Annotated in this window: 24 protein-coding genes; all 24 read left to right on the plus strand. The window is 43.4% G+C overall.

Translation table 11 applies throughout. The annotated features are described in order from the left end of the window. Positions 1-403 precede the first annotated feature (403 nt). Positions 404-1,414, plus strand: coding sequence for a dTDP-glucose 4,6-dehydratase (gene rfbB, locus NQ541_RS02720; RefSeq protein WP_023922043.1), 1,011 nt, complete (start codon positions 404-406; stop codon positions 1,412-1,414). 14 nt (positions 1,415-1,428) lie between these two features. Next, complete coding sequence (locus tag NQ541_RS02725; RefSeq protein ID WP_005608947.1) at positions 1,429-2,289, plus strand: metallophosphoesterase; 861 nt, start codon at positions 1,429-1,431, stop codon at positions 2,287-2,289. Further along, positions 2,286-3,677: a hypothetical protein gene (locus NQ541_RS02730; RefSeq protein ID WP_005608946.1), complete on the plus strand. Its 1,392-nt coding sequence runs from the start codon at positions 2,286-2,288 to the stop codon at positions 3,675-3,677. The genes NQ541_RS02725 and NQ541_RS02730 overlap by 4 nt, the downstream gene beginning before the upstream one ends. Positions 3,678-3,733: 56 nt before the next feature. Continuing rightward, entirely contained in the window at positions 3,734-4,390 is a 657-nt protein-coding gene (locus NQ541_RS02735; protein ID WP_005608944.1) for an NUDIX hydrolase, read from the plus strand. A 13-nt stretch (positions 4,391-4,403) separates the two neighbouring features. After that, on the plus strand, positions 4,404-5,549 hold the full coding sequence (locus NQ541_RS02740; protein WP_005608942.1) for a nucleotidyltransferase domain-containing protein: 1,146 nt from the start codon (positions 4,404-4,406) through the stop codon (positions 5,547-5,549). A gap of 65 nt (positions 5,550-5,614) precedes the next feature. Continuing rightward, positions 5,615-6,337 (plus strand): tyrosine-protein phosphatase, encoded by a 723-nt coding sequence (locus NQ541_RS02745; protein WP_005608940.1) that lies wholly within the window; start codon positions 5,615-5,617, stop codon positions 6,335-6,337. 17 nt (positions 6,338-6,354) lie between these two features. Continuing rightward, positions 6,355-7,230, plus strand: a complete 876-nt coding sequence (locus NQ541_RS02750; RefSeq protein ID WP_005608938.1) for a hypothetical protein — start codon at positions 6,355-6,357, stop codon at positions 7,228-7,230. Between the two features lie 11 nt (positions 7,231-7,241). Further along, entirely contained in the window at positions 7,242-8,651 is a 1,410-nt protein-coding gene (locus NQ541_RS02755; RefSeq protein WP_044939929.1) for a polysaccharide biosynthesis tyrosine autokinase, read from the plus strand. Positions 8,652-8,655: 4 nt separating this feature from the next. Continuing rightward, entirely contained in the window at positions 8,656-10,104 is a 1,449-nt protein-coding gene (locus NQ541_RS02760; protein WP_167528439.1) for a polysaccharide biosynthesis tyrosine autokinase, read from the plus strand. Between the two features lie 51 nt (positions 10,105-10,155). Continuing rightward, positions 10,156-11,667 (plus strand): LCP family glycopolymer transferase, encoded by a 1,512-nt coding sequence (locus NQ541_RS02765; RefSeq protein ID WP_005608932.1) that lies wholly within the window; start codon positions 10,156-10,158, stop codon positions 11,665-11,667. Continuing rightward, positions 11,667-12,470 carry a class B sortase gene (srtB, locus tag NQ541_RS02770; protein WP_005608931.1) on the plus strand — a complete coding sequence of 268 codons (804 nt, stop codon included), beginning with the start codon at positions 11,667-11,669 and terminating at the stop codon, positions 12,468-12,470. Before NQ541_RS02765 ends, srtB begins: the two co-directional genes overlap by 1 nt. A gap of 133 nt (positions 12,471-12,603) precedes the next feature. Further along, complete coding sequence (locus tag NQ541_RS02775; RefSeq protein ID WP_044939927.1) at positions 12,604-13,335, plus strand: LPXTG cell wall anchor domain-containing protein; 732 nt, start codon at positions 12,604-12,606, stop codon at positions 13,333-13,335. A gap of 137 nt (positions 13,336-13,472) precedes the next feature. After that, positions 13,473-15,311 carry a glutamine--fructose-6-phosphate transaminase (isomerizing) gene (gene glmS, locus NQ541_RS02780; RefSeq protein ID WP_005608926.1) on the plus strand — a complete coding sequence of 613 codons (1,839 nt, stop codon included), beginning with the start codon at positions 13,473-13,475 and terminating at the stop codon, positions 15,309-15,311. Between the two features lie 387 nt (positions 15,312-15,698). Further along, complete coding sequence (locus tag NQ541_RS02785) at positions 15,699-16,622, plus strand: substrate-binding domain-containing protein (RefSeq protein ID WP_005608922.1); 924 nt, start codon at positions 15,699-15,701, stop codon at positions 16,620-16,622. A 52-nt stretch (positions 16,623-16,674) separates the two neighbouring features. Then, positions 16,675-17,568, plus strand: a complete 894-nt coding sequence (gene pstC, locus NQ541_RS02790; protein WP_005608921.1) for a phosphate ABC transporter permease subunit PstC — start codon at positions 16,675-16,677, stop codon at positions 17,566-17,568. Then, a complete protein-coding gene (gene pstA / locus NQ541_RS02795) occupies positions 17,561-18,433 on the plus strand; it encodes a phosphate ABC transporter permease PstA (RefSeq protein WP_005608919.1) in 873 nt (290 codons plus the stop codon). The genes pstC and pstA overlap by 8 nt, the downstream gene beginning before the upstream one ends. 13 nt (positions 18,434-18,446) lie before the next feature. Further along, positions 18,447-19,196 carry a phosphate ABC transporter ATP-binding protein PstB gene (gene pstB / locus NQ541_RS02800; RefSeq protein WP_005608918.1) on the plus strand — a complete coding sequence of 250 codons (750 nt, stop codon included), beginning with the start codon at positions 18,447-18,449 and terminating at the stop codon, positions 19,194-19,196. Between the two features lie 3 nt (positions 19,197-19,199). Then, complete coding sequence (phoU, locus tag NQ541_RS02805; protein ID WP_005608916.1) at positions 19,200-19,868, plus strand: phosphate signaling complex protein PhoU; 669 nt, start codon at positions 19,200-19,202, stop codon at positions 19,866-19,868. 14 nt (positions 19,869-19,882) lie between these two features. After that, positions 19,883-20,554 (plus strand): winged helix-turn-helix domain-containing protein, encoded by a 672-nt coding sequence (locus NQ541_RS02810; RefSeq protein WP_005608915.1) that lies wholly within the window; start codon positions 19,883-19,885, stop codon positions 20,552-20,554. Then, entirely contained in the window at positions 20,554-21,906 is a 1,353-nt protein-coding gene (locus tag NQ541_RS02815) for a sensor histidine kinase (RefSeq protein WP_005608912.1), read from the plus strand. The genes NQ541_RS02810 and NQ541_RS02815 overlap by 1 nt, the downstream gene beginning before the upstream one ends. A gap of 87 nt (positions 21,907-21,993) precedes the next feature. Continuing rightward, on the plus strand, positions 21,994-22,362 hold the full coding sequence (locus NQ541_RS02820; protein WP_005608910.1) for a GntR family transcriptional regulator: 369 nt from the start codon (positions 21,994-21,996) through the stop codon (positions 22,360-22,362). Positions 22,363-22,387: 25 nt separating this feature from the next. Continuing rightward, the gene (locus NQ541_RS02825) at positions 22,388-24,826 is read left to right on the plus strand and encodes an ATP-dependent Clp protease ATP-binding subunit (RefSeq protein ID WP_005608908.1); all 2,439 of its coding nucleotides are present in this window, start codon (positions 22,388-22,390) and stop codon (positions 24,824-24,826) included. A 129-nt stretch (positions 24,827-24,955) separates the two neighbouring features. Then, positions 24,956-25,369, plus strand: a complete 414-nt coding sequence (locus NQ541_RS02830; RefSeq protein ID WP_005608907.1) for a hypothetical protein — start codon at positions 24,956-24,958, stop codon at positions 25,367-25,369. Positions 25,370-25,402: 33 nt separating this feature from the next. Continuing rightward, on the plus strand, positions 25,403-26,767 hold the full coding sequence (radA, locus tag NQ541_RS02835) for a DNA repair protein RadA (RefSeq protein WP_005608905.1): 1,365 nt from the start codon (positions 25,403-25,405) through the stop codon (positions 26,765-26,767). Positions 26,768-26,855 lie beyond the last annotated feature (88 nt).

Genomic DNA, 26,855 nt, shown 5'->3' on the forward strand with positions numbered 1-26,855 from the left:
TTAATTTAGTAAGCGGAAAATAATGCATGCAATAAATCTATATCTGGATTCCACCTATTGTGTATCGTAAACGCTGTATAGTTCAGAAAGAATCTTGCAGAAGCAGGAAAAGCAACAATTTTTGGCTATGAGGAAGATCTGAAAGTCCAGATACTTGAAAGAGGATTTGCATGGTTGGACACAGGGACAGTGGAGAGTCTGATGCAGGCAGCAGAATTTGTTCAGACGGTACAGAACAGGCAGGGAGTTGTGATCTCAGCTCCAGAGGAAATTGCATTTTATGAAAAATGGATTACCAAAGAGGAATTGATTCAATCAGCAAGGATGTATGGAAAGTCTCCATATGGAGAACATTTAATGAGAGTAGCTGAAAATCGACTTATTTTCCAGGAGGAAATTACATATGACGATCATCGTAACCGGTGGAGCCGGATTTATAGGAAGCAACTTTATATTTCATATGCTGGACAAGTATCCTGACTACAGGATCGTTTGCCTGGATAAGCTGACATATGCGGGCAATCTGTCTACGCTTGCACCGGTAATGGATCATCCTAAATTCCGTTTTGTTAAGGCAGATATTTGTGACAGAGAGGCAGTTAATCAGTTGTTTGAGGAAGAGCAGCCTGATATCATAGTAAATTTTGCTGCGGAAAGTCATGTGGATCGTTCCATTGAAAATCCGGGGATTTTCCTTGAGACAAATATCATGGGAACGGCTGTCTTGATGGATGCCTGCAGAAAATATGGTATCACGAGATATCATCAGGTATCCACAGATGAGGTATATGGAGATCTGCCATTGGATCGCCCGGATCTTTTCTTTACAGAAGAGACTCCGATCCACACCAGTTCTCCCTACAGCAGTTCTAAAGCATCGGCAGATCTTCTGGTGCTGGCATATTACAGAACCTATGGACTGCCTGTGACGATCAGCCGTTGTTCCAATAACTATGGCCCATATCACTTCCCGGAGAAATTGATTCCGCTTATGATTGCAAATGCACTGGCAGATAAACCACTTCCGGTTTATGGAGAAGGTCTGAATGTGAGAGACTGGCTGTATGTAGAAGATCATTGCAGGGCAATAGACCTGATCATTCACAAAGGCAGAGTGGGAGAGGTTTATAATGTTGGCGGTCACAATGAGATGCGGAATATTGACATTGTAAAGATGATCTGCAAAGAGCTTGGCAAACCGGAAAGCCTGATCACTTATGTTGCAGACCGCAAAGGTCATGATATGCGATATGCGATCGACCCGACAAAGATCTATAATGAACTTGGCTGGCTGCCGGAGACAAAATTTGAAGATGGTATTAAGAAGACGATCCGATGGTATCTGGAGCATCGTGATTGGTGGGAAAAGATTATCAATGGAGAGTATCAGGAATATTCACCAACATCATTTTAATATTGAGGAGCGATATGAAAAAGGTAATTAAGAGAATTTTTCTGGGAGTTTTTGCTTTGGTGATCTTTGCCCTGGGAGCAGGGATCATACCGTCTTATTACTCCCTTGAGGTTTCAGATTATGAGTTTGAAAACGAGAAAATTCAGGAATCAGTGAAGCTGGTACAGCTTTCAGATATTCATAATGCAGAGTTTGGAAAAGAAAACCAACGACTGTTAAAGAAACTAAAGGAGTGTGAACCGGATCTGATCTTTATCACGGGAGATCTGATTAATTCGGATGAAAATGAGATTAGTCCGATGTTAGATTTGATAAAAAAATTACGGGAGATTGCACCAATCTATTTTTCCTTGGGAAACCATGAGATAGAATATGAAAAGCGTACGGGAATTGATCTTACAGAAAAGTTGGAGAAAGCCGGGGCAAAGGTGTTAGAAGAAAAATTTGTCGATGTGACTGTCAAAGGACAAAAATTCAGGATTGGTGGACTGTATACGGTGTATATACCGGAAGATTATGAAGTACATGAATGGGGTAATGCAAAAGAACAGGCAGAGTTTTTAAAGGAAATGGAAGATACAGAGCGATATAAAATCCTGTTGTCCCATATTCCAAATACGTGGATGTATTACGATACTGCGGCAACTTTTGATCTTGATCTGATTTTTACGGGGCATGCGCATGGTGGACAGGCAATCCTTCCCTTTGTTGGAGGTCTTTACGCACCGGATATGGGATATTTCCCGGGAAGATTATCAGGTGTCTATGAGAAGGGGCATACGCAGGTGATTTTGTCGAGAGGATTAGGAAGTAATACAGAAGTAATTCCACGATTTAATAATATTCCTGAAATTGTAGAGGTGGAACTGAAATGAATAAGAGTGTCTATTTATATGAACTGGATTCTGTAAGAAATTCAAAAGAAGAGATTCAATATGCACAGGAACGGATGTTCCGGGAAATTATACTGAATGGGAACCAGGTGATCCTGACCATGAATCAGTTAGCGGATTCTCGTGCATTTCTTGCTGCGATTGAAAATGAAAATACATTTGAACCATTTTTTGAGTTATGTCAGATGGGGGTGATCCGAATTTCGCAGTATGGGACGTTGCGTACTCCGTCGCAATATTTTCAGGGAAAGATAGAAGAATTTCTGAAGAAGGCAGAGAAAACCGAGTCTGAAAAGAGTGCATTTATTTATTCAGGGGTTCCCGTTGCACATGATGATGCTGTGATGCTGAGACAGTTGTTGAAAGCATTGCGTTATAGTGACCCGGAGTGTCTGAGGGAATTATCTGGTTATAATGAAGAAAATTATAGTGAAGAAAAGATAGAATATTTGATCCGCTATGTGAAGACGTTGCTGGCATTGAGTGTCAATGCATTTTCCTTGAATCCACCTAAAAAGGTAAAGCAAAAGAAACTGACAGAATATCTTCATGAAATTGCATATCCGCTTACTGATCAGGATACAGTAGAAATTCTGAAAAGAGTTGAGGAAGATTTAAGTTTACAGAATCGTCAGGAATATCGGAGTGCCTGGCATATTTATCTCCACGAAAATGAGAAAGGAGAAAAGGCAGAATATGCAGAAGCGGTGCTCGATCTATGTTATAATCTTACAATGGAAGACAGTATTTATGGAATTTCCAGGCATTATGATCCGGAAGATATAGAATCCTGCCGTGAATGGTTCAAAAGCAAATTGAAGGATTACTGGGAGAAGGATATTGCTCCGAGCCATGTTTTTCCTGCAAAGGATAGTACAACATGGGAACTTTATCAAGGAAAACTCCCGGACTGGAGTTGTGCTATTCGGATTTTGCAGATGAAAAATGTGCAGGAAACGCTGGAACTGAAACCGGCTCTTGAAAATGAAAAATTACAGACGGGAAGCCGTTATGAAGTGGGGATGGAGGAAGAGCTGAAAGAGTGGGATAAAAGTATACATAAAGGAATAAAAAGAAATATCATAGATGCACTAATTGGGGTGGTGATCTTTGTAGGAATTGAGCTGGGAATGAACTATCTACAGGATATTGTGTCTGTAGAAGGGGAGCTTTCATTGGCTGCGACCATAGGATGGGCGGTCTTGCAGGTGATAGCTTTTGGTATTCTGAGTTCATGGGTTTCGGGTATGATATCCCGTTGGTGGACAAGTTGTGATATTTTAGACAGTATTGAGGAATTGACAAGAACGTGGGCGGATCTGAAAATCGTAAGAAAATGTCGGGAACGCCTGAAAGTTGAAAAAGGCTGAAATAAAAAATGAAAACCTGCTCACAAGCAGTTGGTAAGAAATAGGGATGAAAGGGAATGGAAATAAAAGGAACAGAAATGGATTCGATTGAAAAATATCTGGAATTAAGTCGGACGTGTCCGGAACTTTTTGCCCAGTCTGAGGAACTTCCGCTGGTACTTGACCCGAAGGAACTGTATGCATTTGCACAAAAAAGTGGCAGAAGAATCGGAATTGTATACGAGAGCCATTACCATTTAATGGTTGTGGATGTTGTGCGTGCAAAAAATGGAAGTCTGTTTGCATATGAAAGACTGATGAACCGCGTTATGAGAGGTGCGGTTGTTATCGTTCCATATTATAATGGAAAGTATATTTTACTGCGGCAGTATCGTCATGCTCTCAGGGAATATCAGTACGGTTTCCCAAGAGGTTTTGGAGAAGAAGGAATTTCTGCAAAGGAGAATGCGGGAAAAGAATTATGGGAAGAACTTGGTGTGCAGGCAGAAAAATGGAAAGGTTTCGGAAAAATTGTGCCGGACAGTGGTGCAATGAGTTCAAAGGCAGATGTATTTCTGGCAGAGTTGAATGAAGCTCCACAGGTGATACAGGAAGAAGAAATAGTAGGACATATTGCATTGGATTGGGAGCAGTTGGGCGAATGGATCCGGGATGGAAAAATTACGGATAGTTTTACTCTGGCAGCATATGCAAAGATGAGTTTACAGAAATAATGAGGATAGAAAAGTGGAAAAGACAGTACAAAATCTGCTGCAATGTCTGCGAAATGTGATCTGTGGAGAAGATGTTCCGCTGATTGCAATGTCGGAGACAGAGCAGGAAAAATTTTATCAGATGAGTCTGGCTCAGGATATGGCACATTTGATCTCAGCAGCAGTTGGAAATGGTGAGAACAATATCATATCAGAGAAGTATCGGAAGAAGTTTCGGCAGCAGGAAAATCTGGCAATCTATCGGTATACGTGTCAGGAGTTGGCATTGGAAGAGATTCGAACTGTTTTTGAGCAGCAGAAGATTTTTTTCCTTCCTTTAAAAGGAGCGGTGATCCGGGATTTTTATCCGGAAGCATGGATGAGGACGAGCAGTGATATTGACATTTTGATCAGAGATGAGGACTATGAAAAGGCAAAGAAATTTCTGACAGAAGAATGTGGATTTTTGTATGAGTCAAAAGATAAGAAAAATGCAAATTTCTACAGAGATGAACATGTGCATCTGGAGTTGCATTTAAATCTTATCAAAGACGGGCAGACGGTAGAATTTTCCCCGGAGTATATCTGGACGCATGTAGAAAGAACGGGATATGAGTGCAGGATGTCAGATGCAGATTTCTATGCATTTCATCTGGAGCATATGAAGCAGCATTTTACGACAGGTGGTTGTGGAATCCGTTTCTTCCTGGATCTCTGGATCTTGAATCATTCTGTGAAAGATAAGCAGGAGAAAAAAAGAGAGGAAAAACTGGAACGTTGTGGACTGGCAGAATTTGAATATGCAGTCAGATCGGTGACAGAAGTCTGGTTCGGAAAGGCAGAGCATACAGAATTAACGCATCAGGTGGAACGGTTTATTCTGGCTGGCGGAGGTGTATATGGAAGTGTTGAAAACTGGGCAATTGTGCAGAAAGTTCGGAATCAGGGGAAATTGAAAAGTGTCATACGCAGAATATGGCTTCCGTATGAAGAATTATGTTGGTCCTATCCGTCGTTAGAGGGGAAAAGATATATTCAGCCGTATTATGAGGCAAAGAGATTCTTTAAGATGATCGCAGATGGACGCTGGAATCGGAGTGTGCAGGAACTGAAGGCGAATGCGAAGGGACAAGAATTGAGTGATGTTGAAGGCATGATGAAGAAATTGGGGTTAAGATAATAGAAAGTAAGTGCTTACGTTAATAGCAATAGGTTTCGGTAAATAAAGGGAAGAGGGGGAAGAAAATGGTCGATCTGCATATGCATATTTTGCCAGGACTGGACGATGGTGCCAGTTCGATGGAAGAATCGATACGGATGGCACGTCAGGCAGCAGCAGGCGGAGTGAATTATATTGCAGCTTCTTCTCATGGAAATTATTATGACTATACGGTACAGGAGTATGTAAGAAAGTTTCGTTTGCTTCAGAAAGAGTTGGATCGGCAGCAGATTCCGGTAAAAATTTTCCCATCTATGGAGATTTTTATGAACGAAAGGGCAATGCAACTGATCCGGGATCGGGAGCTTCTTTTTATTAATCATACAAGGTATCTGATGATCGAATTTGACTTTCGGGAATCGCCTGAAAGAGTTTGCAGAATGGTTGCGGACTTACAACAAATGAAGTATAATATCATATTGGCACACCCTGAAAGATACACCTTTATTCAGGAGGACCCGGAACTGGCATATTATCTGGCAGAAAGAGGTTGTGTGCTGCAGGTGAATAAGGGAAGTATTCTGGGGGAATTTGGAAAGAAATGCAGAGAGATGGCGATCCGGATGGTGGATGACGGGATTGTACAGGTGATTGCGTCGGATGCACATGACAGTCTGCATCGGACACCTCAGATGGATGAGCTGATCCATTATCTGGAGCAGAGGTATACTTCCATGGAGATAAAAATGTGGCTGTCGGAAAATCCGAGCAGGATATTAAAAGGAAATCCGACGATCCGGTTAAGATAAAGTGAAGGAGTTAAAGGATGAAAGAAAGTAAGATTGTTGCATTGGCACTCTGTGCAGCTTCTCTGGTTGGTGGAGGGGCTTATGCCTTTATATCCGCATACCAGAAGGATACTACACCGTCGGTATTAAGTGCAGAAAAGGCCGAAGTGACAGCATCAATCGAGGCAACAGATGAGGAACTCAAGAACGGTGTGGTTGCAGTGGATAAAAAGGATGGCAATGTATCTGGGAGTGTGATGATTGATCATATCAAAAAGAAAGAAGATGGAAGCGGTGATTTTGATATTACTTATGTAGGGTTCGACCATTCCAGTAATCTTGGAAAGCTGACGCGGACCCTTCATTATACAGATTATGAATCACCGAAATTTGAATTATCAGATGCTTTGAGGTTTCCGGCGGGCAAGCAGATTAATCTTTTGTCCTATTTTTCAGCAACAGATTGTATTGACGGGAATATTACTCCTTTTATTTCAATCGGTGGAGATACAGCGGTTCTTGATAAGAAGCCGCAGCAGGGATTTTATGATTGCACAGTGAGTGTGACGAACAGTGTAGGCGATACAGTAACACTTCCGATTCAGGTGGAGGTATACGATGGAAATGCGGCACGTCCGCAGATCAATCTGAGTTCCTATCTGGTGTATCTGCAGGCGGGATCTGAGTTTGATCCTAATAGTTATCTGACTCAGATCAAAGAATACGATAAGGTAAAGCAGGTTGTATTTTCGGAGAATGTGGCAGATCCGGATAATCAGATCTCAATTACACAGATCTACGTTGAGTCAGGAGTAGATATCTATACACCGGGAGTTTATACAGTAAGTTATCTTTATACGTCACCGGCCAGCGGTTTGGATTGTACCGCAAAACTGATCGTGGTTGTTGAGTGAGGGGAGGAAATATGAGTCAGGAAAGTTATAAGAGTCAGAGTTTAGATTCACAGATTGATCTGAGATATATTTTCAGAACCCTTAAGAAAAATGCGGTTTTTATTTTGATGTGTGTGTGTTTGACGGGAATGTTTTCCTATGTGATTCTGGATCACAGCCTGAAGGATACTTATACAGTGAGTGTGAACCTGTGTGTAATTCCGAGGGATAATACGAGCGAAAAACTTGCTGAGACGAATATAGAGAATGCACTTGAGAGAAGTGTGAATGTTCTGAACAGTGATACGATGAGAGATCAGATCATGAAAGCTTCCGGTAGCAGTCGTGTAAAGGGAAACCTGAGTGCGTCAGTTGTTGCCGATACAAATATTATCAGAATGAGTGCGTCGGGAACGAATGCGGAGAGTGCTTATAAACTGCTGAAAGGAGCATTGCAGCAGTATCCGGAGCTTTCGGATTATTTTGAATCAGGGTATGTATTGCAGCCATTGAGCAGTATTTCAGCGAATAATGTGCAGAAGACAGAAAAAGCAACTTTAAGATATTCGTTGCTTTTGATTTTGCTGGTGCTGGCAGGAGGCATTGGAGCAACTGTATGCTTATGTATTTTTACAGATAAGATTCACAGTATGGAGCAGGCAAAGCGTCTGCTGGATATTCCGATGATCGGTTCTTTGGATTATGTAAAAAAGAAGTCGGGGCAGAAAGCACTGCTGATCTCAGACCAGGATACGGATCATGTGTATGAAGAAGCAGTAGACCGGATTGTAACATCGATCAGATCAGAGATGTCGGCAGAAGGTTATAAGACTTTAATGGTTGGAAGTATTAAAGAAAATGATGGCAAGAGTACAGTGACAGCTAATATTGCCCTGAATCTTGCACGAAGAGGAAAGAAAGTAGTTTTGGTTGACTGTGATATGCGGCATCCGTCCCTGGCAAAGATTTTTGATGCAACGGTAGATCCAAAAGAGCAGTTTTCTGAATATCTGCTTGGAAAATGTGAACTGGATCAAGTGCTGAAGCAGACGGAAGTGCAGGCACATCCGATGGATTGTATCTGGCAAAAAAAGGCGGTCGCAAAGCCGTATCGTCTGTTAGGATCAGAGCGGTTTATTTCGCTGATCAATCAGTTGAAAGAGCAGTTTGATTATGTTGTTATGGACACTCCGCCATTGGAACTGATCCGTGATGCTGAGATCATATCAGAGACAGCAGATGCGATGTTGATGGTCATGCGTCAGGATGAGGTGCATGCAGTCGCTGTCAATGATACGGTGGATCTGTTGGAAGAAAATGGTGTGACAGTGATTGGCGGTGTACTGAACATGACAAAGGGAGAACGTGATACCAGTAAAGACCGGGATGGTTACAGGAAGTATTATAATGAAAATGCAAAGATAGAAAATGCAGGGGAGTAAGCAGATGCAGACAGAGGAACAAAGGAATATTACAGAAGCGGAAGAGATGGAAAAGATAGATCTTGTGAGCTGGCTGCAGGATTACCTGAGCTGCCTGAAAAAGTTCTGGCTGCAGTTTTTGCTGATCTTTGTGATCGTGGCAGGAATTGTTGTATCTTATTTTGAATTTACTTATGAACCGGTTTATTCTGCAAAGATTACATATGCGGCATCAGGAACCGAATATATGACAGTCAATTCCGCGGTTGCGAAGCGGCTGAGCAAGAGTATACCGGTACTGACTGCGAATGATGAGTTTAAAAAGGATCTTCTTTCAGCGGTGGATGGGGAAGTATCTAGAGGATTTTCAATTGTTTCAAGCAATACGGATGAATCCAATTTCTTTTCTGTAACAATATCAACGAATGATTATGAAAGTGTAAATCCGCTGCTTGAGGCATTTCAGAAAGTTTATCCGAAATGGGTCTCTAAGACAACCGGAACGGTGGAACTGCAGATTGTAGATAAGACGGCATCTTCCGGCAGACCTGTAAATGTCAATTCGCTGGCAGCAATTTTTGCAAAAGGATTTCTGGCGGGACTGGTGGTATGCTTTGCATTGGCTACCGTGTATCTTCTTAGTGTAAGGACAGTACGAAAAGAGAGTGATATGAAGCGGATCACTTCTGCGAGATGTATCAATTGCATTCCGGAAGTTGTACCGAAGAAGCGTTCTAATAATAAAAAATTAAAGCTTTTGATCACAAATAAGAGAATTGACTGGGGATTTAAGCAGTCAATTCTGATGATCCAGTCAAGATTGCAGCAGATCATGAGACGTACAGGTGATAAGGTCCTGCTGATTACGAGTACGATCCCTGCAGAAGGAAAGACAATGACTTCTGTGAATATGGCACTTGCATTTGCACAGGAAGGGATGAAAGTTGCATTGCTTGACGGTGATCTGAGAAAACCGTCCGTAAGTGAACTGATGAAGCTCCCGGAAGGACCAGGATTGACAGAATATTTCAGAGGTGAAAGTACGCCGGAGGAGATTCAGGTCGTGAAGGACGGGGTAACATTTTTCCGTGCAGGTCAGAAAAAGGGAAAGGTTTCAGGACTGATCGATGAGGAAAAAATGAACAGTCTGTTGGAAAAATTAAGAAAAGAATATGATGTGATCCTGATGGATGCGGCTCCTTCTTATGTATTTTCGGATGCGATGATCCTGTCATCCTATGCAGATAAAGTTTTGTATGTAGTAAGAGTTGATAAGGCAGATGCAAAAGAGATCCGGGTGGGAATGAATTCTTTTGAAGAAAAAGAGAAGCTGATTGGTTATGTGATCAACCGTGATACGGGCGGATATATTTCTCAGAGCGGATATGGCTATGGAAGATATGGTAAATATCAGAAATACAGAAAATATGCAGAACTGGATGAAGAAACGATGAATACCGAAGATACATTGTAAAAGTATCTGGCGAAGAGCCTCGGTTTTCAGGAAGTACGAGGGAGTAGATAAATGAATGAAGTGAGCAGTATAGGGAAATTCCTTGAGCCGTTATCGGAGGCATATGCTCATATTCCGTTTGAAGGATATGGGATTGCCGGGATTTTGAGCATCGTTTTACTGGCATTTTATGGAATTGTGATTTCAAGATTGAAGATTACGGAAAGAAGGAAGATTCTGGTCAGAAGAGTCTGTGCATGGTGCGTGATTGTTTTGTATAGTGGAACGGTTCTCATCTGTAATTCTTTTTATGGATTTTTGTTCCTGCCGGTCGGAATCCTTTTTGCATGGCAGTGTATTGGGAAAAAGATGATTTTTAAAGCAGCCGGAGCGGCGGTGATGCTGAGTCTGTGTACGCAGACCGTACAGATGGTATTGTTGGAAGGAATGTTTGATATCAGGCATTTTCTACTGAATATTCCCTGGACGTTGATTGGAGCGGCATCTGTAGTATTATGGCGGCTGCTTGCAAAGAAGAATAAGCCGGTTCGTTATATCATCCGTGGAATCATGATCCTGCTTGCACTGATTCTACTTGCAGGAATTTGTGCTTTTGGAGTTTATCATGTCCTGCGTGTCAGTGGTAAGCTCAATGCAAAGGATAATATCAGTGAGGTGGAGAACCGGATACAGACCGATGATTCAGGACTGATCTGGTATAATGGGAAAGCTTATCAGTACAATGAAAATGTGATTACGATCCTTGTGATGGGAATCGATCAGAACAGTGAAGAAATTCAGCAGATTGAAGGAATTTCCGGTGAAAGTGGACAGGCAGATTCCATTTTCCTTCTGGTGATGGATGAAAGTAAGAACAAGGTGCGGATTATTGGTATGTCGAGAGATACGATGACACCGATCAAGACATTTGATTATAAGGGAAATTATGTGGGAGATGCAGAAAATCATCTTGGACTTGCCTATGCATTCGGAGATGGAAAAGAGACGAGTTGTCAGTATATGGTTGATGCAGTTTCCAATCTCTTTTATGGAATCCCTATTAATTCATATGTGGCATTGAATATGGAAGCTGTTGAGCAGTTGAATGATGCAGTTGGCGGAGTCACCGTGACGATTCCGGAGGATCTTGCACAGATGATGCCAAATCAATTCAGTGCGGGCAGTACAGTGACGTTGAATGGAAAACAGGCTTTAAGTTTTGTCAGATCCAGAGATACAGCGATTGATTTCAGCAATAATCTGCGAATGGCACGTCAGAAGACCTATCTGCTGAATTTTGCACAGACTGCGATTGAAAAGATGAAATCAGATATGGGGCTGCCGGCAAGATTGTATCATGAGCTTTCCGGTAAGATGGTGACCGATATTGATCTGAATGATGCTGTTTATCTTGCAACAAAAGGATTATCAATGTCATTTAGTGAAGACGATATTGTTACCTTGCAGGCAGATGCCCAAAGAGGAACCGTGTATGATGAGATGTATGTGGACGATCAGGCACTTTATGAGCTGATCCTGAATACATTTTACAATGAAGTGTCAGCCGGGGAGGATACAGAGTGATGCAGGAGACCGGAAAGGAAAATGCAAAGCAGGACAGAAAAAATAATAAGAAAAAGTGGATGATTCTTGCAGTCTGTGCTTTTGCGGCAGCGATACTGCTGATCGGATTTATTGCGGGAACATGGTGGATGGAAAAAAAGGCCGAACAAGAGTATCTGGCGATGCAGGAAAAAAATGCAGAGAAGAGACAGAAAGTTCCGGAAGAGGAAAAGAAGATAGATATCCCGGTAGATTTTGATTCGTTGCAGAAAGAGAATCCTGATATTTATGCGTGGATCACGATTCCGGATACAGTAATTGATTATCCGATTGTACAAAGCAGTGAAGATAACGCTTATTATCTGAATCATTCAGCAGAAAAGACAGACAGTGTAAGTGGAGCAATTTATTCTGAAAATTATAATAAGAAAAATTTTGATGATCCGATTACTCTTTTGTATGGACATAATATGAAAGATGGATCAATGTTTGCCGGACTTCATAAATATGAAGAAGATACATATTTTAATGACCATAAGGATCTGGTGATTTATACGCCGGATGCAATCTTGAAATATAAGATTTTTGCGGCTTACCGTACAGATGACCGGCATATACTCCTGTATTATAACTTGGGAGCGGAAGACTATAACCGGCAGGCGTATCTGAATGATATCCTGAATCAGAGGACAATGGGAGCGATGCTTGACCAGTCGGCTCCGGTGAGTACGGAAAGTAAGATACTTACGTTATCAACCTGCGATCGGGCAGGAGATGCTTACCGTTATGTAGTGCAGGCCTATCTTGTAGAAAAAATGGAATGAAATCTAACTTTTATTGATGAAAAATGACAAAAAATTTAAAGTGAGTAATTGAAGTTTTATAAGGCACATGATATAATTCATACATATGTATATACCAATAACGGATTTTATGAGGAAGACTAGGAGGAAAATAATGAAAAAGAGATTTATGACGGGGGTTGTTGCTGCTGTTACCGCATTGGCAATGAGTGTAAGTGCGTTGGCTGCAGGAAGCATTGTAGGCACTATTGATATGCCGAATGCAAGTACTGATAAAGGAACGATTTCATTAGAACCGGTTGCACCGGGAGCTTATGATGATGACCTTCAGAAGGTCGTAGATGAGATAAATGATGCAAAGTCAAGTGCAAGTGTTAAAGCGGCATTTGATGGAAATCTTCCGTCATCACTGGCTTACTATACGGAGAAAGGTCTTGAAGTAAAAGGATATGATATTTCAGGATACAAGTTCCTGTCTCCGGTAATGAACCTCGGAGTGACAGGTGTGCAGGCATCAGCGGGCAACCTTGTAAAGGTTACATTTGTTGCGAACAATATGACAGATGGTATGATTGTTGATATTCTTTATTATTGTGCAGAGCATGGCTGGGAAGTGGTTAAAGGTGTGAGAGTCAGCGGAAACCAGGTAGCGGCGTACTTCCACTCAGTTTCAGCAGGGACTCCGGTATCTTTGATTTATAAGCTGGCGGCTGCAAATGGTGGAAATGATAATAATGGTAACACAACAACTGGTACATCCAAAGGAAATGGTACTGCAGTTTCTCCGAAGACAGGACAGAACTCTATGATCCCGGTTGCAGGTATGGCAGTAGTTCTTCTTGGTATCGGTGCATTTGCTGTAGTAAGAAGCAGAAAAGAAATTTAAGATCTGAATAAGAAGAAAAGAAAGGCTGTCATTGACAGCTTTTCTATTATTAATTTAAATAGTTAGTTCTATGGATTGAGACAGGGAATCAGGGGGGAATCTTTAATCTTAATTTATTTTAGAGGAGGATTCTCAAGATGTGTGGAATAGTTGGATATGTAGGAACAGAACAGGCGGCACCAATTTTGCTTGCAGGGTTGTCGAAACTGGAATACCGCGGATATGACTCCGCAGGAATTGCCATTCGCAACGAGGATACAGGAGATATAACTGTAGTCAAAGCTAAGGGCCGCCTGAAAATTTTATCTGAAAAGACGAATGAGGGTCACGCAGTACCGGGAACGTGTGGTATCGGCCATACTCGCTGGGCAACGCACGGAGAACCATCAGAGAACAATGCCCATCCGCATTGCACAGATGACAAGTCGGTGGTACTTGTTCATAATGGTATTATTGAAAATTATCAGGAATTAAAAGATAAGCTGATTAAGTCGGGATATGCATTTTATTCCCAGACTGATACGGAGATTGCGGTGAAGCTGGTCGATTATTATTATAGGAAGACAGGGACTCCGCTGGAGGCGATTTCCAGAGCAATGCTGCGAATCAGAGGATCTTATGCTTTTGGGATTATGTTCCATGATCATCCGGGGAAGATATTTGCAGCAAGAAAAGACAGTCCGTTGATTATTGGAAAGAGTCAGACCGGATGTCTCATCGCATCGGATGTTCCGGCAATTCTTGATAAGACAAGGAATGTATACTATATCGGAAACCATGAGATTGCGGAGCTTTCTCAGGATGAGATCCATTTTTATAATATCGACAGAGAAGAGATCCAGAAGGAACAGGTTGAGATCAAGTGGGATGCGGAGTCGGCAGAAAAGGGCGGATATGAGCATTTTATGCTGAAAGAGATCCATGAGCAGCCGAGAGCAGTCCGTGATACGATTGGTGCATATGTGAAGGATGGAAAGATCGATCTTTCCGAAACCGGACTTACCGATGAAAAGCTGCAGGAGATAGAGAGAATCTATATTGTCGCGTGTGGTTCTGCTTATCATGTTGGCATGGTAGGAAAATATGTGATTGAAGAACTGGCAGATATTCCGGTGGAAGTTGATCTTGCATCAGAATTTCGTTACCGGAATCCAAAGCTTGTGAAAAATTCACTGGTTGTGATCGTCTCTCAGTCCGGTGAGACGGCAGACAGCCTTGCAGCACTCCGCCTTGCGAAAGAACGCAAGATTCCGGTACTTGGTATCGTGAACGTAGTGGGTTCCAGCATTGCGAGAGAAAGTGATTATATTCTTTATACTTATGCAGGCCCTGAGATCTCGGTTGCCACGACAAAGGCATACAGTACCCAGTTGATCGCAATGTATCTGCTGGCGATCCAGGCGGCAAAGGTGAAGGATGTGATCTCGGAGGAACGGTATGCAGCCCTGATCGAAGAGCTTGGCACACTCCCTGAGAAGATACAGAAGACGTTGGATGACAAGGAGCGTATCCAGTGGTTCGCAAGCAAGTATGCAAATGCAAAGGATGTTTTCTTTATCGGAAGAGGAATTGATTATGCCATCAGTATGGAAGGCAGCCTGAAGATGAAGGAGATCAGTTATATTCATTCGGAGGCTTACGCAGCAGGAGAGCTGAAGCATGGAACGATCAGTCTGATCGAGGATGGTATCCTGGTAGTCGGTGTTGCGACGCAGGCAGCTCTTTTTGAAAAGACGATCAGCAATATGGTGGAGGTCAAGAGCCGTGGAGCTTATCTGATGGGGCTGACGACCTATGGAAATTATAATATTGAAGATACGGCAGATTTCGCAGTTTATGTACCGCAGACCGAATCATTCTTTGCAACCAGTCTTGCAATCGTACCGTTGCAGCTAATGGGTTATTACGTCAGTGTGGCAAAAGGACTGGACGTTGATAAGCCGAGAAATCTCGCAAAGTCTGTTACGGTTGAATGACAATTTTCAGAGTGACGGCAAAGGCGAATAAAAAAATTCCCTGTTATGGCAGGGCAGATAAATAAAGAGTTTAAAAAAGACCGCAGATGTGGAGTGATAGTACTTCCTTTACCGGATGTCCGGGAAAGAGGATGTATAGCAGAGAAGAGTCCATATCTGTGGTCTTTCTTACTTTTTGAAAAGTTGAATCGTGTCTGTCATGCTTTGCTTTTGAAAGGCTGGATCGTGTCTGTCATGCTTTACCCAGATTTAACAATCGCCCGATTTTACATTTAACAATCGTCTTTTATCATAAATATCGTGGTCAGGGGGAAAATGAAAAAGTACCAAAAGACCAGAAAAGAGATTGGGACGAAAAGAGTCCGATATGAAAAAGGAGATTAAAAAATGAAAATGAAAAAAATTGCCGCAGCGGTAATGATGGTAAGTATGGTAGCAGTAACAGCAGTTGGATGTGGAAGTAGCAATGGCACAGATACAAAAGGTGCAGACGCAAATCAGTCAGATGCAACTTCCGACTGGGATGAGACAAGTGATGTTACGATCGTTTCCCGTGAGGATGGTTCAGGTACAAGAGGAGCCTTCATTGAGTTGTTCGGAATTGAAGAGAAGCAGGATGACGGAACAAAGGTTGACATGACAACAACAGATGCACAGATCACAAATAATACTTCTGTTATGCTGACAACAGTTGCAGACAATGAGTATGCGATCGGTTATGTGTCACTTGGTTCTCTGAATGACAGTGTAAAAGCACTGAAGATTGACGGAGCAGAAGCAACTGCAGAGAATATCGAGAACGGTTCATACAAAGTATCCAGACCGTTTAATATCGCAGTAAAGAAAGATCTTAATAACAAAGTCGCAAAAGACTTTATGAGCTTTATCATGAGTACAGAAGGACAGAAAGTAGTAGCAGATGAGAAGTATATTGCTGTTGCAGATGTAAAAGATTATGCAGGAACAAAGCCTTCAGGAAGCTGTGTAGTTGGTGGTTCTTCTTCTGTATCCCCTCTGATGGAGAAACTGATCGAGGCTTACAAAGCTGTCAACCCGAATGCAAGTATCGAGCTTCAGACATCCGATTCTACAACAGGTATGACTTCTACGATTGAGGGAAGTTATGATATCGGTATGGCATCCAGAGAACTGAAAGAGGAAGAAGCAGCAGAGCTTGAGCCTACAGTGATTGCTACAGACGGAATCGCAGTAGTCGTAAACAATGCAAATCCGCTGGATGAGCTGTCAGCCGATCAGGTAAAAGATATTTATGTGGGAAATGTATCTACATGGGATGAGATTACAAAATAATTGACAAAGAAAGTAATTTGATACGATCTTGACAGATTAAGAGGAAAAAAGAATGAAATCAAAAGCAGTGACTGAGAAGGTCATGCAGGGAGTCTTCTTTATCGCCGCCTGTACTTCGGTGCTGGCGGTAGCTCTTATTTGCATCTTTCTTTTTGCAAATGGAATCCCTGCGATCAGAGAAATTGGATTTGTAAAATTTATCACCGGAGATATTTGGCGTCCGGGAAATAAGCTGTTCGGAATTTTTCCGATGATCATCGGAAGTATTTACGTGACAGCGGGAGCGATCATTTTCGGAGTTCCGATCGGAATCCTTACCTCGGTATTTATGGCAATGTATTGTCCAAAGAAAATTTATAAACCACTGAAAGCGGCAACAGAGCTGCTGGCAGGAATCCCATCGGTTGTCTACGGTTTTTTCGGACTGGTCGTAATAGTTCCGATGATCCGCGATTTTGGAAAATGGATGAAAATGATGGGACTGGTAGAGAAATCAGGGGATGGAAAAGGCGTGCTGACAACTTCGATCATACTAGGCATGATGATTCTTCCAACGATCATCGGAACAACAGAAAGTGCCATGCGGGCTGTACCGGAGCAGTATTATGAAGGTGCATTGGCTCTGGGAGCAACGCATGAGAGAAGTATTTTTACCGTGATCATCCCGGCCGCAAAATCAGGAGTGATCGCAGGAATTGTGCTGGGAATCGGACGTGCGATCGGAGAGACGATGGCAGTGATCATGATTGTTGGAAATCAGCCGAGACTGGTTTCAAATATGCTTTTGGGAATGCGTACACTGACCGGAAATATCGTCATTGAAATGGGCTATGCAACCGGATTGCACAGAGAAGCACTGATTGCTACCGGGGTTGTCTTATTTGTCTTTATCCTGATTATTAACTTTAGTGTGGCATTGTTGAAGAGGAGGGGTGAACATGAATGAGAATGCTGTGAACTGTTTGTCGGCACGCGACAAGATGCGTTCGTACCTGAAGCATCCGGGATCATTCGTCCTAATGCTTCTGGTCATGCTGGCAGCCTTGGTGACATTTGCAGTGCTGATCTTTCTGATTATCTATATTCTGGTCAACGGTCTGCCGTATATGAAACCGTCCCTGTTCTCGTTACATTATACATCGGAGAACGCTTCGGTTATTCCGGCGTTAGTTAATACGGTAGTGATGACCCTGCTTTCCTTGCTTATTGCAGTTCCGTTTGGAATCTTCTCAGCCGTTTTTCTGGTGGAATATGCAGGAAGAGGAAACAAATTTATTGACGTGATCCGTCTGACAACGGAAACTCTGTCGGGAATCCCGTCAATCGTATATGGCCTGTTCGGTATGTTGTTCTTTGTGAATGCACTGCACTGGGGATTTTCAATCCTGGCAGGAGCGTTTACCTTATCCATTATGATTCTTCCATTAATTATGAGAACAACGGAAGAAGCTTTAAAATCGGTTCCGGACTCCTACCGGGAAGGAAGTTTCGGACTGGGAGCAGGCAAGCTGAGGACGGTATTTAAGATCGTACTTCCAAGTGCAGTTCCGGGAATCCTGGCAGGTGTCATCCTTGCCATCGGAAGGATCGTGGGAGAGACAGCAGCCTTGATCTATACGGCGGGAACGGTAGCACAGATCCCGAAAAATGCGTTTGGGTCGGGTCGTACGCTGGCAGTGCATATGTATATGCTTTCCAGTGAAGGTCTGTATATGAACCAGGCGTATGCAACGGCAGTGATCCTGCTGATCCTGGTTGTCGTGATCAATACTTTATCGGGCATGATCGCAAAGCGGCTGACGAAAAAATAGAGAGGAAAAAAGAATGTCGAAGTTAAGTATCAAAAATCTGGATTTATATTATGGTGATTTTAAAGCTCTCAAGAATGTGAATCTCGAAATCGAGGCGAATAAGATCACTGCTTTTATCGGCCCTAGCGGATGTGGTAAATCTACATTGTTAAAGTCGATCAACCGTATGAATGACCTTGTGGAGGGATGTCGTATTAACGGGGAAATTCTTCTTGACGGACAGAATATCTTCAAAGGAATGGATGTCAATCTGCTCAGAAAAAGAGTCGGAATGGTTTTCCAGAAGCCAAATCCATTTCCAATGAGCATTTATGACAACATTGCTTATGGACCAAGAACACATGGAATCCGGTCAAAAGCAAAGCTGGATGATATTGTAGAAAAGTCACTGAGAAATGCGGCAATCTGGGAAGAATGTAAGGATCGTCTGAAAAAGAGTGCATTGGGAATGTCGGGGGGACAGCAGCAGAGACTGTGTATCGCCCGTGCATTGGCGGTAGAACCGGAAGTTCTGCTGATGGATGAACCGACATCCGCACTGGATCCGATTTCTACATCCAAGATTGAAGACCTTGCGATGGAACTGAAAAAAGATTATACTATTGTCATGGTTACGCACAATATGCAGCAGGCAGTCCGTATCTCTGACAATACGGCGTTTTTCCTTCTGGGAGAAGTCATTGAATATAATAATACAGAGACTTTATTCTCCGTTCCGGCGAATAAAAAGACAGAGGATTATATTACAGGGAGGTTCGGTTAAATTATGCGTAATAGATTTGATCAGCAGTTGCATCATCTGGATGAACAGCTTACCCATATGGGAGAATTATGTGAGATTGCAATTTCAAAGGTAACCCAGGCACTGAAAGAGGGAAGTGCCGGACAGGCAAGGATCGTAGTAGCGGAAGATGAAGAGATCGATCAGATGGAGAAAGAGATTGAGCGTCTGTGTCTGAAGCTTCTGCTCCAGCAGCAGCCGGTGGCAAAAGATTTAAGAAGAATTTCTGCGGCACTGAAAATGATCACAGATATGGAGCGGATCGGGGATCAGACTTCCGATATCGCAGAGATCATTATTTCTGCAAAATATGAGAATGTGGCACAGGATATTGATTTAATCGGTGCAATGGCAACCGGAGTCAGTACGATGGTCAGAGACAGTGTAGTGGCATATGTGGAAAAAGATCTGGAGCTTGCAAGGAAAGTGATGGCTTCGGATGATAAGATTGATGCGTATTTTGATGAGATCCGCGATAAGATGATTGCCTATATCAAAGCAGAGCATGGAGAACAGGGAAACCGGATCTTTGATCTGATCATGGTGACAAAATATCTGGAGCGGATCGGAGATCATGCCACGAATATTGCAGAGTGGGTGGAATTTTCTATTACAGGTGTTCATAAGGACAGTGCTGCACTGCATGAAAGCTAAAGGAGAGTACTGAGATGATTTATTGCGTGGAAGACGATGATAATATCAGAGAGCTGGTAATTTATACTTTGGAGACGACCGGACTCAAAGCAAAAGGGTTTGCGGACGGAGCTGCTTTTATGGAAGCTCTGGCATTTGATACACCGGAGCTGGTCCTGCTGGATATTATGCTGCCCGGGGATGATGGAATGGTGCTTTTAAAGAAGCTGAAATCTTCTTCAAAGACAAAGGATATTCCTGTGATCATGGTGACTGCGAAAGGTTCGGAGTATGACAAGGTGATGGGACTGGATTCGGGAGCGGATGATTACGTGACGAAACCATTCGGGATGATGGAGCTTGTATCCAGGATCAAGGCAGTCCTGAGAAGAAGCAGAAAGACGGAAGAAAAATCACAGATTGAGCTTTCCGGAATCTGCATGAATATCAAAAAGCATGAAGTTACGGTGAATGGAAAGGAAGTAGCTCTCACATTAAAGGAGTTTGAACTGCTTGAAAAGATGATGTTGAATAAGGGAATCGTCCTGACACGCGACCAGCTTCTGACTGAGATCTGGGGATATGATTTTGACGGTGAGACAAGAACCGTGGATGTCCATGTGCGTACGCTCCGGCAGAAGCTGGGGGAAAAGGGTGATCTGATCCAGACGGTACGCGGAGTAGGTTATCGTGTGGGAGGAGAATAATGAAGCAGAAAATCCAGAAAAGTATGATGCTGATCTTGCTGGTGACATTATTTCCTTTCTATGTCATCATGACAGTGATTCTGTATAATCAGAATCTCGGAATCCTGGAAAAGGAAGTACAGCAGGAAGCGGTCTATCTCAGCAGCGGTGTGGATGTCGCAGGAGAAGAATATCTGAAAAAATTAGAACCAATGATAAAGGCGGATGAGGACACCCGTCTTACATTTATTTCCCAGAGTGGAGATGTTCTGTATGATTCGGACAGCAGTAAAAAGCTAGAGAACCATAAGTCGAGAGCTGAAGTAAAGCAGGCACTGGCGGAAGGACAGGGGGAGGATATCCGTATGTCGGATACGGTAGGAAAAGAATTATACTACTGTGCGATCCGCCTGGATGATGGAAGTGTGCTGCGGCTTGCCAGACCGATGGACAGCCTGATCCGAACCGCATGGAATATCCTTCCGGTTATGCTGGTCTTATCTGTGATCGGTATCGCACTGGCGTTGTTCCTTGCAAACTGGCAGACGAAGCGTCTGATGGAACCGGTGATGCATCTGGATCTGGAGCATCCTCTGGACAATGTGATCTATCCTGAAATGGTACCGCTTCTGGAAGCCATCGACCGGCAGAATAAAGAAAAAGAAGCGGTCGCGAATATGAGAAAGGAATTTTCGGCAAATGTTTCCCATGAGCTGAAGACACCGCTGACATCGATTTCCGGTTACGCAGAGATCATGATGAACGGGCTGGTACGTGCAGAGGACATCCCTGGATTTTCAAAAAGGATCTATAAGGAAGCACGTCGGCTGATCACATTGGTGGAAGATATCATTAAATTATCGAAACTGGATGAAGAATCAGTAGAACTGGAAAAAGAAGATGTGGAGCTTTATGAGCTGACCCGTGAGATCGTCAGCCGTCTTTCCCCGCAGTGTTCAGAGAAGAAAATTTCAGTGGCTTTGAGTGGAGAACCGGTATTCTGTCATGGAATCCGGCAGATTCTGGATGAGATGATCTATAATATTACTGAGAATGCGATCAAGTATAACCGTGATGGTGGAAGTGTTTCGGTCTGGGTCGGAAATACGCTGGACGGGCCAAAGATTAGTGTGAGCGATACGGGGATCGGAATCCCGGAGGAACATCAGGAACGGATCTTTGAACGATTCTACCGGGTGGATAAGAGCCATTCAAAAGAGCGTGGCGGTACAGGACTGGGCTTGTCTATTGTGAAGCACGGAGCGATCCTGCATGGAGCGAAGGTTACTGTGAACAGTGAACCGGGCAAGGGAACAAAGATTGAGATCCGGTTCCCGAAAGAGGAAAAAATGAAAAAGGCAGAAGTTCTTTAACGGGCTTTTGCCTTTTTTCTTTGCACTTGATGAAAACAGGAGATTGTGCTAGTATGGATATAACACAACAGAGGAAGGGGAAGCGGCATGATATTAGAAATAGATTTTAACAGTGATGAAGCAATTTATATCCAGCTTTGTAACCAGATCATCATGGGGATTGCTACCTCGGTGATACATGAAGGAGATTCATTGCCGTCAGTCAGGCAGCTTGCAGATACAGTCGGTGTCAATATGCATACGGTGAATAAAGCGTATAACGTCCTGAAAAGGGAAGGCTATATCAGTCTGGATAAAAGAAGAGGAGCGGTGATCGCACTGGACGTGGATAAGCTGGAGCAGTTGGAGGAGATGCGGAGACAGCTTCGGATTGTACTTGCCCGTGGCTGTTGTAAGAATATCTCAAGAAGTGAAGTGCATGAGCTGGTAGATGAGATATTTGATGATTATGAGTGATTAAGAGTAAGTTGAGGAGGTAAAGATGCAGATACCTTATACAAAGCCGATGGAGAATGTGATAAAGCAGGCCGGTAAAATAGCAAGAGAGAGAAAGCATCCTTATATAGGAACAGAGCATCTTCTGCTTGCACTTCGGAAAGAGTATTCAGGAGTAGCCGGACAGGTGCTTGCAAAGAACGGTGTGGATGCAGAAAAGATCTCACGCCTGATCGATGAACTGGTAGCACCGGATGAAGAGGTGAAGGTCAGTACAAGACCGGAGCAGAGTCCGAGATTCCAGTTCCTTTTGAAGAGCAGCGAACAGGAGTGTGGCAGACTGCATACAGAATATGTCGGAACGGAGCATCTGCTGCTGGCAATGATCCGGGATGTTGACTGTGTAGCGACGCGGATCCTGATCACATTGAATGTGAATCTTCAGAAGTTATTTCAGGATATTATGTTCGCAGTAGGGATCGATCCCAAAGAATATCAGGACAGCCTTCAGGATGAGCCTCATGGAGGCGGGGCAATGGTGGAACAGTTCTGTACCGATATGACAGCCCGTGCAGAAAAGGGAAAACTGGACCCGGTCATCGGAAGGGAGCAGGAAATGTATCGTCTGATGGAGATCCTGAGCAGAAGGACGAAGAATAACCCCTGTCTGGTAGGAGAGCCTGGAGTTGGAAAGACTGCCATTATCGAAGGACTGGCACAGCAGATCGCATCCGGGTTAGTACCTGAAAAGATGAAAGGAAAGAGGATCTATACGCTGGATCTTCCAGGACTGATCGCAGGTTCAAAATATCGTGGAGAGTTTGAAGAGCGAATAAAAGGACTGGTTGCAGAGGTAAAGGCAGCGGGGAATATCATTCTTTTCCTGGATGAGATCCATACGATGATCGGTGCGGGAGGTGCAGAAGGTGCGATTGATGCCTCAAGTATCCTGAAGCCGTCGCTGTCCAGAGGAGAATTGCAACTGATCGGTGCAACTACGATTGCAGAATACAGGAAATATATAGAGAAAGATGCAGCCCTGGAACGGCGTTTCCAGCCTGTTTCTGTGGAAGAACCAACGCAGGAACAGTGCCGGAAAATTCTTGAAGGTCTGAAAGAAAAGTATGAGACACACCATAAAGTAGTGATCGAAGAGAAAGCACTTGAGGCAGCAGTACTTATGTCAGAACGTTATATTACGGATCGTCATCTGCCGGATAAGGCGATCGACGTGCTGGACGAAGCGTGTTCAAAAGTGAGTCTGAAAGGCTACAAAGTCCCGGAAAATTTCCGAAGTCTGGAAGATCTGATCAAAGACCTCGAGAAACAGAAAGAGGATAGCATCGTAGCAGGAGATTTCGCAGAGGCATCCCTGATCCAGAAGGAGCAGGACGAAGCAAGAAAGAAATTGTCAGCTCTGAAAAAGCGGTTTGATAAAAAGCAGGCGGGACTTCATCCATCTGTTACGGAAAATGAAGTTGCAGAGGTAGTATCAGTCTGGACAAAAGTTCCGGTAAGCAAACTGACGGAAAGTGATACAGAAAGATTAAAGAACCTGGAAAAAATTCTTCAGAAGAGAGTCATCGGACAGGACGAAGCGGTCAGTGCTGTGGCAAGAGCAGTGAAACGTGGAAGAGTCGGTCTGAAAGATCCGAAGCGGCCGATCGGTTCGTTTTTATTCTTAGGTCCGACCGGAGTTGGAAAGACGGAGCTTTCCAAGGCACTTGCTGAAGCTTTATTTGGAAAAGAGGAGGCAATGATCCGTGTTGATATGTCGGAGTATATGGAAAAGCATTCTGTATCAAAGATGATCGGTTCCCCTCCGGGATATGTCGGTCATGAAGAAGGTGGACAGCTCAGTGACCAGGTCAGGACACATCCGTATTCTGTTCTCCTTTTTGATGAAATTGAAAAGGCACATCCGGATGTATTCAATGTTCTGCTGCAGGTTCTGGATGATGGACATATTACGGATTCACAGGGAAGAAAGGTAGATTTTTCCAATACCGTGATCATCATGACGTCGAATGCAGGTGCAAAAGCGATCATTGATCCGAAAAAGCTGGGCTTTGCTGCAAAAGAAGATAAAGCCGGAGATTATAAGAAAATGAAGCAGGGTGTTATGGAAGAGGTCAAGCAGATCTTCCGGCCGGAATTTCTGAACCGAATTGATGAGATGATCGTATTCCATACACTGGACAAAGAAAATATGAAGAAAATAGTTTCTTTGTTGTGCAATGAGTTTACCGGACGGCTTGAGAAGCAGATGAATATTCATCTGAAACTGAGAAACTCTGCAAAAGAGCTGATCGTTGAAAAGGGAACTGATACGAAATATGGTGCAAGACCACTACGTCGTGCATTACAGACGGAACTGGAAGATAAACTGGCAGATGCGATCCTGAACGGTGACATCCGGCCGGGAGATCATGTGGAGGCAGGAGCATCCAAAAAAGAAATTCATTTTTTCATAAAAAGTTCATAGGATGAAAGCGGAATTAGTATAGAAAAAGAAATGGATTTATTATATAATGATACAAAGATATCATAGTTGGGCAATTTATCCCAACATCTTATATAAGAGATATTCTGAAATACCCAGGAGGAAAAAGAAATGGCAACAGTAAAAGAATTATTGCGTGCAGAAAATGACGGAACACTGAGTTTTGGAGATTATACACTTCCAACTAAGACGAAGAAGGATAACTTTGAATTTGAGGGAGATATTTATAAAGTAAAGACATTTGCAGAGATTACGAAACTTGAGAAGAACGGTATGTTCGTTTACGAGTCTGTACCGGGAAGTACGGTTGAAAATTTTAAAGAGACCGATGCTGAGGTTACTTTTACAGTATCTGCACCGGAGGATGTACAGTTCACACTGGAACTGGAGCCGGAGAGTGAGTATGAAGTACTGATCGATGGGGAGTCTGCAGGAAAGATGAATACAAATTTGAGCGGAAAGCTCAGTGTAAGTGTAGAACTTTCAGCAGATCAGAGTGCAGCGATCAAAGTAGTAAAGTGCTGATCTGCTGATCCGTACAGTGTTGGGAGAAGCTAGATGGCAAAAGGAAAGAAAAGTATATTTTTCTGTCAGAATTGCGGGCATGAAGAAGCAAAATGGCTTGGTCAATGCCCTGCATGTAAAGAGTGGAATACATTTGTAGAAGAGCGGATAGACAGTGGGATCACAAAGGGAACGACCGTTGCAGCGAGAGCAGTTCACGAGGCAAAGGTCGTTCCTTTGACCGAAGTGACCGCAGATGATGATACACGGAGTGAGACCGGGATCAAAGAGCTGGACCGGGTTCTCGGAGGCGGGATTGTACCGGGATCACTGGTACTGGTCGGAGGCGATCCGGGAATTGGAAAGTCAACACTTTTATTACAGGTATGCCAAAGAATGGCACAGATGAAAAAGATCCTGTATATTTCCGGAGAGGAGTCGCAGGCACAGATTAAGCTGCGTGCGAACCGGATGGGAAATTTTACGTCTGGCCTTCTGCTGCTTTGCGAGACAAACCTGGGGATCATCCGCAGTGTGATAGAAAAAGAGCGACCGGAACTGGTCGTTATTGATTCTATTCAGACAATGTACAGCGAGGATGTAACTTCGGCACCGGGAAGTGTTTCCCAGGTGCGGGAGTCAACCAATGTTTTTATGCAGTTGGCGAAAGGACTGTGCATTCCAATTTTTATTGTCGGACATGTAACGAAAGAGGGAACGGTAGCAGGTCCGCGGGTATTGGAGCATATGGTAGATACAGTACTTTATTTTGAAGGAGACCGGCATGCGTCTTACCGGATATTGAGAGCTGTGAAGAACCGTTTTGGCTCGACGAATGAGATTGGTGTCTTTGAAATGCGGCAGAGTGGGTTGGTGGAAGTGGAAAATCCATCGGAGTATATGCTCAGTGGGAAACCGGAGAATGCTTCCGGGTCCGTTGTTGCATGCTCCATGGAAGGAACAAGACCGATCCTTTTGGAAATACAGGCACTGGTCTGCAGAACAAATTTCGGAATGCCGAGAAGAACAGCAGCAGGAACCGATTATAACCGGGTCAACCTTCTGATGGCAGTGCTTGAAAAGAGGTTGGGAATGTCACTTGGAAACTGCGATGCATATGTGAATATTGCAGGCGGTATCAAGATGAACGAGCCGGCGATCGATCTTGGGATTGTGATGGCACTGGTGTCCAGTTATCGAAACCGTCCCATTGATGAGAAGACGATTGTCTTTGGAGAGGTTGGTTTAAGTGGAGAAGTACGTGCTGTGAATATGCCGGAACAGCGTGTGGCAGAGGCGAAGAAGCTTGGGTTTGAGACATGTATCTTGCCCGAAGTTTCACTGAAGATGGTAAAGGAAATTCAGGGAATACGGCTTGTTGGTGTGAAGACTGTGAATGAAGCAGTTGGAATCATATAATGATGCCAGGGTCAAAAGGTCTAAGCCCACATGAGCTTGCTCATAGGTGGGTGAAAGACCTTAGAACCCGCCCCGATATGAGCATAAA

The sequence above is a fragment of the [Ruminococcus] lactaris ATCC 29176 genome (assembly GCF_025152405.1).
Taxonomy (GTDB): domain Bacteria; phylum Bacillota; class Clostridia; order Lachnospirales; family Lachnospiraceae; genus Mediterraneibacter; species Mediterraneibacter lactaris.

What these genes read in the sequence shown, in the direction of transcription:
- radA (WP_005608905.1), top strand. Translation starts at nt 25,403, where the DNA reads ATGGCAAAAGGAAAGAAAAGTATATTTTTCTGTCAGAATTGCGGGCAT.
- NQ541_RS02755 (WP_044939929.1), top strand. Translation starts at nt 7,242, where the DNA reads ATGAGTCAGGAAAGTTATAAGAGTCAGAGTTTAGATTCACAGATTGAT.
- NQ541_RS02830 (WP_005608907.1), top strand. Translation starts at nt 24,956, where the DNA reads ATGGCAACAGTAAAAGAATTATTGCGTGCAGAAAATGACGGAACACTG.
- NQ541_RS02725 (WP_005608947.1), top strand. Translation starts at nt 1,429, where the DNA reads ATGAAAAAGGTAATTAAGAGAATTTTTCTGGGAGTTTTTGCTTTGGTG.
- srtB (WP_005608931.1), top strand. Translation starts at nt 11,667, where the DNA reads ATGCAGGAGACCGGAAAGGAAAATGCAAAGCAGGACAGAAAAAATAAT.
- glmS (WP_005608926.1), top strand. Translation starts at nt 13,473, where the DNA reads ATGTGTGGAATAGTTGGATATGTAGGAACAGAACAGGCGGCACCAATT.
- NQ541_RS02760 (WP_167528439.1), top strand. Translation starts at nt 8,656, where the DNA reads ATGCAGACAGAGGAACAAAGGAATATTACAGAAGCGGAAGAGATGGAA.
- NQ541_RS02730 (WP_005608946.1), top strand. Translation starts at nt 2,286, where the DNA reads ATGAATAAGAGTGTCTATTTATATGAACTGGATTCTGTAAGAAATTCA.
- pstA (WP_005608919.1), top strand. Translation starts at nt 17,561, where the DNA reads ATGAATGAGAATGCTGTGAACTGTTTGTCGGCACGCGACAAGATGCGT.
- NQ541_RS02775 (WP_044939927.1), top strand. Translation starts at nt 12,604, where the DNA reads ATGAAAAAGAGATTTATGACGGGGGTTGTTGCTGCTGTTACCGCATTG.
- NQ541_RS02810 (WP_005608915.1), top strand. Translation starts at nt 19,883, where the DNA reads ATGATTTATTGCGTGGAAGACGATGATAATATCAGAGAGCTGGTAATT.
- pstB (WP_005608918.1), top strand. Translation starts at nt 18,447, where the DNA reads ATGTCGAAGTTAAGTATCAAAAATCTGGATTTATATTATGGTGATTTT.
- NQ541_RS02750 (WP_005608938.1), top strand. Translation starts at nt 6,355, where the DNA reads ATGAAAGAAAGTAAGATTGTTGCATTGGCACTCTGTGCAGCTTCTCTG.
- NQ541_RS02820 (WP_005608910.1), top strand. Translation starts at nt 21,994, where the DNA reads ATGATATTAGAAATAGATTTTAACAGTGATGAAGCAATTTATATCCAG.
- pstC (WP_005608921.1), top strand. Translation starts at nt 16,675, where the DNA reads ATGAAATCAAAAGCAGTGACTGAGAAGGTCATGCAGGGAGTCTTCTTT.
- phoU (WP_005608916.1), top strand. Translation starts at nt 19,200, where the DNA reads ATGCGTAATAGATTTGATCAGCAGTTGCATCATCTGGATGAACAGCTT.
- NQ541_RS02785 (WP_005608922.1), top strand. Translation starts at nt 15,699, where the DNA reads ATGAAAATGAAAAAAATTGCCGCAGCGGTAATGATGGTAAGTATGGTA.
- NQ541_RS02765 (WP_005608932.1), top strand. Translation starts at nt 10,156, where the DNA reads ATGAATGAAGTGAGCAGTATAGGGAAATTCCTTGAGCCGTTATCGGAG.
- NQ541_RS02825 (WP_005608908.1), top strand. Translation starts at nt 22,388, where the DNA reads ATGCAGATACCTTATACAAAGCCGATGGAGAATGTGATAAAGCAGGCC.
- NQ541_RS02745 (WP_005608940.1), top strand. Translation starts at nt 5,615, where the DNA reads ATGGTCGATCTGCATATGCATATTTTGCCAGGACTGGACGATGGTGCC.
- NQ541_RS02815 (WP_005608912.1), top strand. Translation starts at nt 20,554, where the DNA reads ATGAAGCAGAAAATCCAGAAAAGTATGATGCTGATCTTGCTGGTGACA.
- rfbB (WP_023922043.1), top strand. Translation starts at nt 404, where the DNA reads ATGACGATCATCGTAACCGGTGGAGCCGGATTTATAGGAAGCAACTTT.
- NQ541_RS02735 (WP_005608944.1), top strand. Translation starts at nt 3,734, where the DNA reads ATGGAAATAAAAGGAACAGAAATGGATTCGATTGAAAAATATCTGGAA.